This window comes from Acidiplasma sp. MBA-1 (genome assembly GCF_000949015.1).
GTDB classification, from domain to species: Archaea; Thermoplasmatota; Thermoplasmata; order Thermoplasmatales; family Thermoplasmataceae; genus Acidiplasma; species Acidiplasma aeolicum.
The window spans coordinates 37454-50428 of the sequence record NZ_JYHS01000003.1 but is presented as its reverse complement, the minus strand read 5'-3'; the positions used below and the strand labels follow the sequence as shown (position 1 = coordinate 50428).

The window sequence follows — 12975 nt, the reverse complement described above, 5'->3', positions numbered from 1 at the left end:
TTTACATCACCCTCATTGCATCACGCAGAATGGATGCAACACTGAGTCCATTCTGATGTGCCTGATCAAAAACAACATTTACAGGCTTTCTCCTATTTTTACCATCCACGTTCATTAACTCAGAAAGAACACCGGTAAAAAAGTCCGGATACTTTGTAAATAGATCCTTATTACCCAGAAGATTAAACATGGGCCATGCAACCTTCATGTCATTCATAATAAATGATTCATCAAGCATTTTCTTATATATTTCTGTGTTTGAATAATCACCAGAATCCAATATAATTTTGGCAGCATTTCCAGCTATCATGCCCGATTCTATGGCAAGGTCCATGCCCCTTATGGTGAAGCCATCATTTATTAAGAAACCTGCAGAATCACCAGCAACAAGTATGTTGTCATAGTTTACAGGTGGCAGATTGCCATATCCATAATAGGGTATCATATGTGCAGAGTATTCAAGCATTTTTCCATCTATGCCCAATTTTTCCCTGACCTGCTCTATTAAATCTGAGGATTTTAGGTTATTTGCATCATCCTGCAATGATTCTATCTTAACGGTGAATCCAACAGATAATGTATCCCTGTTCTCGTAAACAAAGGCACCGCCCTTAAGGTCCCCTGTTAATCCCAGAATTGTCCTTGTTTCTCCATAATCCCTGTCTGTCTTATTTTCAATAACCTCCTTAACGCCCAGCATATTGTATTTTGGCTGCAGCCTCCTACCCTGAAGCCTTGATATAAGTGCGGCTGACCCATCAGCCTCTATTACCAGTGGTGTTTTAATATCCCCCCTGTCTGTTATTACATTGATAAGATTATTTTCCCTTGAAATTCCCTTTACAAGTGTGGAATATGATACTGTACAGCCATTTTCCTCGGCGATCCCTGATAAATACCTGTCAAATTTCGACCTGAGCACTGTGTAGCTGTTTTTCTTATTTTTTTCCTCAAAGGAAAATGATATTTTTCCATCCTTAGCATATATTTCATATGTATCCTTATACACCGGCAGTTCCAGATATTCATCAGAAAACTGGTCTCCCAAAAGTTTCCTTAGTGAATGAACATACATCCTGCCGCCGGTAACATTTTTAGACCCGGAGTAATCGCCGCGTTCAAGAACTATTGCGGATAAATTGTTTTTTGTGGCTGTTATTCCAGCTGAAAGACCTGAAAGGCCGCCACCAACTATGACAACATCAACATCATAATCCATGGCTTGAAATCCCGTTATAATATATGAACATTTATAATGTCATATAAAAATATTTTGTCTGTGGATAGTTTTAAATATTAAAGTATACTTACTAAAAAGTAAATATACTTTAGCAAGGTGATCTATTGCATAAGGACGGTGCTTATTCAAAGAAATACGATTTCTCTGTGGGTCAGCTAAGGAATAATGTACATAAATTTATGGATCTGGCATCCCTTTCAACATCAAGTGTTGCACCTGCGTTCAGCATAGCAGCATCATATGGTGTTATTGCCTTTTACCTTGGCATCTATTCTATTATGGGCGTTATAATTGTATTTCCCGTTTACCTTTTTGCATCCATTATATTCAGAAAGTTTAATAGATTATATCCAAATGCTGGTGCATCATATTTCTGGGGCAGCAAAATAGTGTCAAAATCCTATGGGTCCTTTCAGGCATGGATTATTACACTTGCATACTTTTTTTCAATTCCACCAATAGTTATACCTGCAGGGGAGTACACTGCACAGTTTTTATACTCTCTGGGCATAATAAGTTCCAGCCTTTTAAATAATGCATTTACCATATTCATACTGGGGTCCTTCTGGATTTTAATTACGTTAATTGCAGGTATTTTGGGGGCAAGGCCCACTGCCAAGATAACAGAGCTGTTCCTTGGAGTAGAGCTTTTTGTTATTATAATGTTTTCTTTAATTGCAATATATTACCTTCCGGATCATATGGTAAACCACATATCATTTTCATGGTTCTTTTCATTTAATGAAATAGTAAAAAAACCATACGCATTTGTACTGGCATTTCCTGTTATTGCAACCATTATGGATGGCTGGGAAATAGATTCATATGCCTCTGAAGAATCCTTTAACAGGGAAAAATGGCCTGGTACAACCGGGATTATGGGATTTTTAATAGTCTTTTCAATATACATGATAACCATGACGCTTATGGATGCTGAAACACCCTTAAACCTTCTTTCTGGAAGTATAGACCCGCTTGCTGAATGGGCATCATACATAATACCAAAATATGCGGTTATCATGTATATAGCAGTAATAGCGTCCACAGCCAGTTCATTATGGCTTACAACATATATACTGAGCAGGGCATGGTATGCCATGTCAAGGGATCATTTATTTCCACAAATTTTTGGTTACACTCATAAAAAATATAAAAGCCCATGGTCAAATCTTGTTATAATCGCTGTTACCGCCGAGGCAATAAACGCATTTATGCTGTTTATACCATCCATAGAATCATTTTTCGCCCAGCTTCTTTCAATTTCAGGAATTTTCCTGATGATGGAATTTGCATTTGATGCTTTTTCAGGAATTTATCTATTTAAGGGAAGTAAAAATATATTATACCTGTTAATCTCAATAATAACATTTATAGCATTTATATTCATGATAATTATGGGAATAGCCACAAGCACATTTTATATTGCACTTGCTGTAATCCTTCTAATTCCCGGGATACTAATGTTTTTTATTCAAAGAAATGGAATAAAATTAAGGAAAATATTAAATTGAAAAATAAAGCAAATACAATAAATCTTATAATATTATTAAATTACCTGTACTTGCTGTAAGCATATATTAAATCCAGTAGATTTTTTTCCATATCCTCTGTGATTACACCGTCATTCTTCTTTTTAACTATAAAATCCCTGGCCTCCCTGGTGCCCTGCTTGGACATAATTGAATATATGCCACCACGAAGTGCGCCCCTAACACTCTCCGGGAGATCCCTGACTATGGTGCCAAGCATATAATTAAACTCCTCATTCTTCCTCATATCAAGCTTTTTTACCGATCTTTTCTGATCATTTCTATAATTTCTATAGTTTTTATTTTTATAACTATTCCTATCCATGTCATATTAAATAATGTATATAAATATATAACATTTCTTATCTTAATTAGGGTCATTATTGCATTAATAAATATTTCAGTTAAGAATAAATAATGTGTTGTAATACTTTACAAATGAATAATGCCAATAGTAAATTAATTTTTATCAATCTAATTATACTTCTTTCAGTTACATTCACAATGAGGGCATCCACAAACATGCTTATGACCGTTGTTCCGGTCTTCTCAAAATATGTTCTCCTTGCAAACCTTATTTTTGTTGGATTAACCGCAACACTATACGGCATTGGGGCCCTTATTTCAAATATTTTAATTAATGGGCGTGTAAACATATCAAAAACGCCGAAAATGATAACATTATTTCTATTTATCATGACAGCATCCATTTTTGCATTTATATTTACCAAAAATATCTATGAGGTTCTTGTGCTTTCATTTATAACAGGGTCCTCAATGGGTGTTGTTCAGCCTCTGCTCATGACAGTAACCAATATAATATCACCGCCTGATAAGAGGGACAGATATATAGCTGCCTACACTGCATCATTATCCCTGAGCCTTATATTTGGAGTGCTTTTACAGGGCTATGTAATATCATTTTTAACAATCAGGTATGCTTTTGTTATCTTCTTCTTTATCTCACTGGCATCATCAATATTAATGCTGATTCTATCAGGTAAAATAAAAATAAGCTCAGACAATAAAAAAATAGGCTTCAGGGAAATACTTTCAAAGGCGTCATACTCACTTAAACAGGGGAAGGTACTTTTTGCCATGTTTGGAAACATTTCATATGCATTTCCATTCATTTTGTTATTAACATATGGCAGCATAATGGGCAGGGAATACTATGGAATAAATCCGGATATATTTTTCTATTTCCTGGCAGTCTTCTTTTCAATATCATTTGCATCCAGAATGTTTCTTTCACTGAAAACTGTAAAAAATAGGGACATAATAATGTATGCATCATTTATTTTAAGCATTGCAGGATATGCCATGCTTGGTCTCACCGATTATATTTACGTATTTATAATTGGCCTAATATTTCTGGGAATTCCCCACGGAACCATATACCCTATATCAAGCTATTATATTGCCACAAGCATAGATATAAAATATCTGAACATTGTTTATTCTGTTTTTACATTTATAATGGATGTAATATTCTTCTTTATACCATTTGTATTTGGCCTGATTTCTGATCTGTATTCAGTAAGGATGGCAATTTATGCAACAATATTCCCAATGGCTGCACTTATTATAGCGTCAATAATCTTTAATGTAAAATCCGGAACGCACTCAAAAGGCACTGCAACTAAATTATAATATAAAAAATAATATATACATTTTATTACTAAACTGTTAAAATGACAGGAAAAATATATGAGGATATAGATATCAATAAGCCAGTTACTGAAATTGATAAGGAAATTCTTGATTACTGGAAAAATAATAATATTATAAATGAGGCATTAAATACCAAAAGGGATTTAAAAAAATTCGTGTTTTTGGAGGGTCCACCAACCGCAAATGGAAGACCACATGTCGGTCATTTAATGACCAGAACCATGAAGGATACCGTAATGAGGTATAAATTCATGGATGGCTATGATATATTAAGAAGAACCGGTGGCTGGGATTGCCACGGTTTGCCTGTGGAACTTGAGGCTGAAAAGCATTTTGGATTTAACAGCAAGAAGGAAATAGAGGATTTTGGAATACAGAAATTCAATGAATACTGCCGTGAGAGCGTATTCAGATATATAGACGAATGGCATGAGGTGGACGATCTCATAGGCTTCTGGATAGATCAGAATAAGTCATACATAACCCTTAAAAATGATTATATTGAAAGTGAGTGGTGGGCATTAAAAACATTATATGAATCAAAAATGCTTGTCAAGGACTATAAAATAGTCCCATACTGCCCAAGATGCGGTACATCATTAAGCTCACATGAGGTTGCACAGGGTTATAAAAATGTGGACGACCCATCAGTTTATGTTAAATTCAGGGAAAGGGGATATGAAAATAGATTTTTTATTGCATGGACAACAACACCATGGACGCTTCCATCAAATGAATTTCTTGTTGTAAACCCTGACTTTGATTATTCATTAATATCCAGTCAGGGCGAGGAATATTATCTTCTCTCATCAATGGTCGACACGCTTTTTAAGGATTATAAAATAATTAAAACATTCAAAGGCCGTGATCTTGATGGAATAAGGTATGAGCAGCTCATGCCATTTTTACATGTTCCGGATAATGCACTTCGTGTTGTTACCGGAGATTTTGTGACGGCCGAGGATGGTACCGGTATTGTGCATGCAGCCCCCGCCTTCGGTGCAGATGATTTTGAAATAGCCAAAAGGGAAAATGTTTCCATGGTAAATCCCGTATCACTGGATGGAAAGTTTGTTGATGACCTCCCATGGAAGGATATGTTCTTTGAAAATGCCAATATACCAATAATAGATTACCTTAAAAAGAATAAAATACTTTTTAAAAGCCAGAAGATAAAGCATACATATCCATTCTGCTACCGCTGTGGTACAAGACTGATGTACTATCCCTTAGATGCATGGTTTATAAAAGTTTCTGAAATAAGGAACCTTTTAATGGAAAATAATGAAAAGATAAACTGGTTTCCGGATTATTTAAAGGATGGCCGTTTTGGAAACTTTCTTGCAGAGGCAAAGGATTGGGCACTTAGCAGGGATAGATACTGGGGTACACCACTGCCGGTATGGAAATGTAAAAATGGGCATTATGTAGCTGTTGGAAGCAGGGAGGAACTAAAGGCTCTTGGCGGCAATGTTCCAGAAGATCTTCACAGGCCATTTATAGACGATGTTGTTTTAAAATGCCCGCAATGTTCGGAACCCATGCACAGGGAACCACACGTAATAGATACATGGTTCGATTCTGGCAGTGCACCATATGCAGCACTGCATTATCCGTTCAATAAGGAATTTAATTCTGAAACCAGCATACCTGTGGATTTTATTACAGAGGCAATTGATCAGACAAGGGGCTGGTTCTATACCCAGCATGTAATATCATCGTTATTATTTAAAAAGAATGCATATAAAAATGTTCTATCAATAGCATTCATACTTGACGAGCATGGCCAAAAAATGAGCAAGAGCAAGGGCAATTTCGTTACAGCAAGGCAGTTCATTGATGATTTTGGTGCGGATCCCGCAAGGTTGTTCTTTTTCTCAGGTGCACCATGGAACTCAAAATCAATTGACAGAAAATTAATAGGCGATTTAACAAGAAAATCACTTGGCACCCTTGGCAATATTTATTCTTTCTTTGCATCAAACGCCAATCTTGATAATTTTGTATTTGAAAGGCTTGAAAAATCTGAAAATATACTTGATATGTGGTTGCTTTCCAGACTCAATTCAACAATAAAATCTGTAAGGATTAATATGGACTCATTTAACATGCATATAGCCCTAAAAAATATAATGGATTTAATTGACGATTTTTCAAATTTTTACTTAAGACTGTCAAGGAAAAACTTCTGGGAGGGCGAGCTCTCAGAGGATAAGAAAAGATCCTATGAAACCCTATATTTCACATTATTAAGCATAATAAAAATGCTTGCACCAATGGCCCCATTCTATTCAGAATACCTGTATCAGAAGCTATCTGGAGAAAAAAAGAGCGTTCATTTTGAGGATTATCCTGTCGCAGATACTTCCTATATAAATGAGGATTTGGAAAAGACCTTTAAATATGCAGAGACCGTACTTGAGCTATCAAGAAGGGCCAGACAGGATGCCGGAATAAAGGGAAGGCAAACTGTTAAAGAAATATTAATTTACAGCGATGTTAATCTTCCAGAAGATGTCTTAAATATAATTTCCCCAGAATTAAATGCAGAATCAATAAGATTAATAAATCAGAAGGATAGGCCAGTAAAAGTTGTCATGAAACCTGTATATGCAAGGGTTGCACCAGTTATGAGATCAAAAACATCGGAATTTTCAGATTTTGTGTTAAAGAATTCTGAAAAAATATACAAGGAAATAATGGATAAGGGTTACACTGAATATAACGATTTACAGTTTAAGAAGGAGGATTTTGAAATAAATGAAATCCCGGATGAAAATTATTCATTTGCATCTGCTGATAAACTTGGGCTTAATGTATTTATTAACAGGCATATAGATGAGAAACTTAAACTTATTGGCTATGCAAGGGAGATAATAAGAAGAATCCAGATAATGAGAAAGGATATGAATCTTGAATATTCTGAATTTATAAATACAAGCATTGACTGCACAGGAGACATAAAAGAAGCAGTTGAAGAATATTCAGATTATATTAAAAAGGAAACATTAAGCAGGGATATCAAGTTTGGATCCGGTGATGATTACCGTGTATGGGATATAGACGGCGGGCACATAGGAATTAAAATAGAAACAATTAACTAATTTTTTCAATTATTACAAAATATCTTATAAGTGATCTGTGCTGGTAAACCGGCACACTGTTTATTATCTTAAAAAATTTCTTTGAATATTCCAAAAGCTCCAGATTATTAACTATAATTGAACATTTACCATGACTCTTAAGAAGCTCATTAAATTTTTCAAAGGAGGTCTTGTACAAATTTTGTATGTCATAATCATTTACGGATGAACTCCTGCCATATGGCATATCAGTAACAATGGCGTCCACAGCTTTATTAATATTTAAATCCTTTATATCCAAATTGTATATTTCAATGTATTTTAAATCGAAATATTTTAAATTTAATTTTGTACCCATTACCATGTTCAAAAGGGCATCATTTCCTATTATTCTTCTTCCCATAAGTGCTGCCTCTATAAGTATACCACCTGTTCCACAAAATGGGTCAAGAACGGTATCCCCGGGCCTTGTGTATGAGGTATTTATTAGATATCTCGCATATTTTGGATGAAGCGATACCGGTGAAAAAAACGGTCTTAATGGTGCCCTTCTTGATTCAAAATCTTTTTTATTTCTTGAGTATACAAGTATTCCAAGATACCATATATCAGCCTTAACAGCACGTACAATAAAATCTGGGTTATTAAATGAAATCCTGCCCCTACCACCCAAAATCTTCCCAACAGTGGATTCTACCATTTCAGTATTATACCCGGGAGGCACAGAGGCCCTGACATAAAACTTTCCCTCTGGAATTTTACAATTAAACTCATTATAATCCGGTTTTTCATCTATTATCTGCGATATATAATTGATAAATCCTGAATTCTCTATATCCCTGTAATTCCCCTCTATTATGTATATAAAGTCTGATTTATAAATTATGTCAAAATCCCTAAAAGTTTCTTTTATTGCGTTTATTTCTGATGATACAATATCACGATTTTCCCTTGTATACTCAAGAACATATCTCATTTTTTATTTTTATTGTTTTTTTGATAATTTTTCTTTTTCCTTTAACAGGTCATTGTACATGCTTTCATATATTTTATTCATTTTTCTTATAGTACGCTTTATTGCGGCCTGTGGTTTACCCGTACTAACCTTGATATAAATTTGCGGGTTGTCTATTTCAGGATGCTTTATGTAGTAATGGGCTATTTCTACCTTATCGTCCTTGGTAACCTCTTCCATTAAAGGTCTTAAAAGCGTATTATCATAATTAATTACCTCTAATGTAATAGAATCTTTATTCCTTGAAACAACATTAAATTTTGAATCCATAAAACATCATTATATCTGAATATATATTTATTACTAATTTAATAGCATTAGGCACTGAAAATGTCATTTTAAAAATAGAACATAAAAGTTATTAATATAAAAGTCTCTATGAATCAATATGAACTATTATGCAAAATTCTTCCATGTTAAAATGTATTTTAGAATAAATTATTTATATTCGAATAAGCATAAAAAAAAGATATTTAAATATTAAAGTATTATATGGTAAAAGGAAATAATCCTATTAAAGGTGAAAAAATATGGCACAGGAATTACCACACATAAATTTAGTAGTAATAGGGCATGTAGATCACGGGAAATCTACCCTTGTAGGGAGGTTGTTATACGAGCACGGAGAAATCCCACAGCACATTATAGATGAATACAAAAAGGAATCAGAGGAAAAGGGAAAGGCAACATTTGAATTTGCCTGGGTTATGGATAGATTCAAGGAAGAGAGGGAGAGAGGAGTTACAATTGATCTTACACATAGGAAATTTGAAACAGACAAGTATTACTTTACAATTATAGATGCCCCGGGCCACAGGGATTTTGTCAAAAACATGATTACAGGTACAAGCCAGGCAGATGCAGCCGTCCTTGTTGTTTCAGCAAGGGAAGGAGAGGGCGTCATGGCACAGACAAAGGAGCACGCATTCCTTGCCAGAACACTTGGAGTGCCACAGCTTATATGTGTTGTTAATAAGATGGATGCCACACAGCCGCCGTACAGTGAGGCAAGATTCAACGAGGTTAAGGACCAGATCACAAAGCTTCTCACACCAATTGGATACAGGGACGTTCCAATTATACCTATAAGTGGATACAAGGGTGATAACATACTAAAGGCCAGTCCAAACCTTTCATGGTGGAAGGGCCCAACATTAATGGATGCACTTAATGCATTAAAGGTTCCTCAGAAGCCAACAGACAAACCATTAAGAATACCTGTTGAGGATGTATATTCAATTACCGGTATAGGAACAGTTCCAGTTGGAAGGGTTGAAACAGGTATTATAAAGGTAAACGACAAGGTTATATTCATGCCTGCAAACAAGGCTGGAGAGGTAAAGTCAATAGAGATGCATCACACACCAATGCAGCAGGCTGAGCCAGGAGATAATATAGGTTTCAACGTAAGGGGTATTGCAAAGAACGACCTTAAGAGGGGTGACGTCTGCGGTCCACAGTCAAACCCACCAACAGTTGTCAAATCATTTACAGCCCAGATAGTTGTATTGCAGCACCCAAGCGTTATAGCCGCAGGATACAAGCCTGTATTCCATGTCCATACAGCACAGGTTGCATGCAGAATTGATGAAATCATCAGGACAATAAATCCAAAGGATGGTACAACATTAAAGGACAAGCCAGATTTCATCAAGGCCGGAGATATAGCAGTTGTTAAAGTCGTTCCAGACCGCCCACTTGTACTTGAGAAGGTATCCGAGTTCCCACAGCTCGGAAGGTTCGCAATCAGGGATATGGGCATGACAGTTGCAGCAGGTCAGTGCATAGATCTTGAAAAAGCATCAGCGTGATCATAAATGGCATATAAAGCACGTATTTCACTTAGTGGCACTGAAAATAAAATAGTTGACGTTGTCTGCGACGAAATTAAAACAATTGCCAAAAGAACCGGCGTTGAAATACATGGACCAATACCATTACCAACGAAACGGCTCATGGTACCTGTGAGAAAGAGTCCTGATGGTGAGGGCTCACCCACATGGGACCGCTGGGAGATGAGGGTTCATAAAAGGCTTATAGATGTTGACGCAGACGAAAGAACATTAAGGCAATTAATGAGAATATCTATACCTGATGGTGTTAGAATAGAAATACAGATAAAGAGTTAATTTTTTTAATTTTTATTGTTTGAAAATAGTATTAAATAATAATTTACAATATGGTTTTTTATAAGGTGTTATTATGGGTCGAAAAGAGGATAATATTGCAAAGGCAATGAAATTAATTGAAAATCCTGAAAGAATTAGGAATATAGATATAGCAGCTCATATAGATCATGGTAAAACCACGCTTAGTGATAACCTTATAGCCGGCGCGGGAATGATGAGTGAGGAACTTGCAGGTAAACAGCTTCTTCTGGATTATGATGAGCAGGAACAGGCAAGGGGAATAACAATTAATGCCGCAAATGCATCAATGGTGCATGAGGTTGATGGGAAAGAATATTTAATTAATCTTATAGACACACCAGGTCATGTGGACTTTGGTGGGGACGTTACAAGGGCCATGAGGGCTGTCGATGGCACGGTAATAGTTGTTGATTCAGTTGAGGGTGTCATGCCCCAGACAGAAACAGTTGTGAGGCAGGCATTAAAGGAAAAGGTTAAACCTGTTTTGTTTATTAATAAGGTTGACAGGTTAATAAATGAGTTGAAGTTAAATGCAGAGGAAATGCAGAAGAGATTTATTAAGGTCATTTCCGATGTAAATAGGCTTATATCTAAATATGCACCAGAAGAGTTTAAAAATTCATGGCTTGTAAATGTACAGGCCGGAACCGTAGCCTTTGGTTCTGCATATAATAACTGGGCACTGTCTGTGCCGGCCATGGGCATATTTAAGATAACATTTAAGGAAATTACAGATCTCGTCAGCAGTGGCAGGCAGAGAGAGCTTGCAAAAAAGGCACCGCTGCATAAGGTTGTTCTTGATATGGTAATCAAAAATCTGCCAAATCCGGCAGAGGCACAAAAATACAGAATACCCCAGATATGGCATGGAGACCTTGACTCCGAGGTTGGAAAGGCCATGCTTAAGTGCGATGATAATGGGCCGGTAAGCATGATGATTACAAAGATCCTAATAGACCCGCATGCTGGAGAAATTGCCGTGGGAAGGGTTTTTAGCGGCATAATTAGGAAGGGCAGTGAGCTTTATGTTACCGGTGCCGGCAAATCAAAGGTTCAGCTGCTATCAATGATGGTTGGTCCAGACAGAATAGCAGTAGATGAGATCGCTGCAGGAAACATAGCTGCGGTAATAGGTCTAAAGGGAGCGATTGCCGGTTCCACAGTATCCTCAATACCGGACATGGAGGATTTTGAGCCAATGTCCCATTATTCAGATCCGGTTGTAACACTGGCCATAGAGGCAAAGCATACGGCAGACCTTCCCAAACTTATAGATGTTTTGAGGTCGGTTTCAAAGGCAGACCCATCAATACAGGTTGATATAAATCAGGAAACAGGTGAGCATTTAATATCAGGTATGGGTGAACTTCATCTGGAAATTACACTTTACAGGATAAAGAATGATTATAAGATCGATGTGGTAACATCAGAACCGCTTGTTGTTTACAGGGAGACCGTTGATAAGACTGGCGGGCCATTCGAGGGAAAATCACCAAACAAACATAACAGATTCTATTTCAAGGTTGAGCCACTGCCATCTGGCGTTGTTCAGGCAATACTTGATGGAAAGGTGCCAGAGGGATCAAAGTTTAAGGACAGAAAGGCTGTTATGGCAACACTTGAGGAGGCCGGATTAACGCATGATGAGGCCAGGGGTCTTGTTTCAATACACGGCACAAATGTTATGCTTGATATGACCAAGGGAATACAGTACCTTGATGAGACCATGGAGCTTCTCATAGAGTCATTTAATGAATCTCTTGATAAGGGTCCTCTTGCAAATGAGAAGGTTTATGGTGTTAAGGTAAGCCTTATGGATGCCAAGCTTCATGAGGATAGTATTCATAGGGGCCCGGCACAGGTTATACCTGCTGGAAGGAACTCCATTTATGGTGCAATGTGCCAGGCAGGCAGGGTTTTACTTGAACCAATACAGAAGGTTTACATAAGCGTACCCCAGGAATTGATGGGTCCCGTAACCAGTGAAATGCAGCAGAGGCGTGGTGTCGTTGAGGATATGCAGCAGAATGGGGATGAAATAACCGTTGTTGCAAAGGTTCCGGTGGCAGGTATGATCGGTTTTGCATCTGCCATTAGGAGCGCTACAGGTGGAAAGGCCATCTGGAACTCAGAAAATGCAGGGTATCAGAGGGTACCATATGAACTTCAGGCCGGCATAGTTGCAAAAATTAGGGAGAGAAAGGGACTTAAACCAGAACCCTATGATGAGTCCTATTATGCCTCCCTGTAATTTTAATCAAAACATTTTTTAGATATAAATTAA

The 12975-nt window shown here is 36.8% G+C and carries 10 protein-coding genes; 6 read left to right on the top strand and 4 right to left on the bottom strand.

Annotated elements, in window-relative coordinates; genetic code table 11:
• Position 1: 1 nt before the first annotated feature.
• Entirely contained in the window at positions 2-1219 is a 1218-nt protein-coding gene (locus TZ01_RS05950; protein WP_048101903.1) for an FAD-dependent oxidoreductase, read from the bottom strand.
• Positions 1220-1344: 125 nt separating this feature from the next.
• Here TZ01_RS05950 and TZ01_RS05945 point away from each other — a divergent pair, with 125 nt between their 5' ends.
• Complete coding sequence (locus TZ01_RS05945) at positions 1345-2751, top strand: APC family permease (RefSeq protein WP_231563431.1); 1407 nt, start codon at positions 1345-1347, stop codon at positions 2749-2751.
• Positions 2752-2791: 40 nt separating this feature from the next.
• Here TZ01_RS05945 and TZ01_RS05940 read toward each other — a convergent pair whose 3' ends face one another.
• Positions 2792-3094, bottom strand: coding sequence for a hypothetical protein (locus TZ01_RS05940; protein ID WP_048101902.1), 303 nt, complete (start codon positions 3092-3094; stop codon positions 2792-2794).
• Between the two features lie 113 nt (positions 3095-3207).
• On the opposite strand from TZ01_RS05940, the gene TZ01_RS05935 reads away from it, so the two are divergent.
• Both TZ01_RS05935 and ileS read left to right on the top strand, forming a co-directional pair.
• Positions 3208-4422, top strand: coding sequence for an MFS transporter (locus TZ01_RS05935; protein WP_048101901.1), 1215 nt, complete (start codon positions 3208-3210; stop codon positions 4420-4422).
• A 41-nt stretch (positions 4423-4463) separates the two neighbouring features.
• Complete coding sequence (gene ileS, locus TZ01_RS05930) at positions 4464-7547, top strand: isoleucine--tRNA ligase (protein WP_048101900.1); 3084 nt, start codon at positions 4464-4466, stop codon at positions 7545-7547.
• Here the strand turns inward: ileS and TZ01_RS05925 are convergent.
• Both TZ01_RS05925 and TZ01_RS05920 read right to left on the bottom strand, forming a co-directional pair.
• Positions 7540-8502, bottom strand: a complete 963-nt coding sequence (locus TZ01_RS05925) for a DNA methyltransferase (protein ID WP_048101899.1) — start codon at positions 8500-8502, stop codon at positions 7540-7542. The two genes, ileS and TZ01_RS05925, sit on opposite strands and share 8 nt — an antisense overlap.
• Before the next feature lie 9 nt (positions 8503-8511).
• Positions 8512-8811, bottom strand: coding sequence for a DNA-directed RNA polymerase subunit L (locus tag TZ01_RS05920; protein ID WP_048101898.1), 300 nt, complete (start codon positions 8809-8811; stop codon positions 8512-8514).
• A gap of 260 nt (positions 8812-9071) precedes the next feature.
• Between TZ01_RS05920 and tuf the strand changes: the two genes are divergently transcribed.
• The 3 genes from tuf to TZ01_RS05905 all read left to right on the top strand — a co-directional run bounded on the left by tuf (position 9072) and on the right by TZ01_RS05905 (position 12942).
• Positions 9072-10352: a translation elongation factor EF-1 subunit alpha gene (gene tuf, locus TZ01_RS05915; protein ID WP_048101897.1), complete on the top strand. Its 1281-nt coding sequence runs from the start codon at positions 9072-9074 to the stop codon at positions 10350-10352.
• 6 nt (positions 10353-10358) lie between these two features.
• Positions 10359-10670: a 30S ribosomal protein S10 gene (gene rpsJ, locus TZ01_RS05910; RefSeq protein ID WP_048101896.1), complete on the top strand. Its 312-nt coding sequence runs from the start codon at positions 10359-10361 to the stop codon at positions 10668-10670.
• 73 nt (positions 10671-10743) lie between these two features.
• The gene (locus tag TZ01_RS05905) at positions 10744-12942 is read left to right on the top strand and encodes an elongation factor EF-2 (RefSeq protein WP_048101895.1); all 2199 of its coding nucleotides are present in this window, start codon (positions 10744-10746) and stop codon (positions 12940-12942) included.
• The last annotated feature ends 33 nt before the right edge of the window (positions 12943-12975 follow it).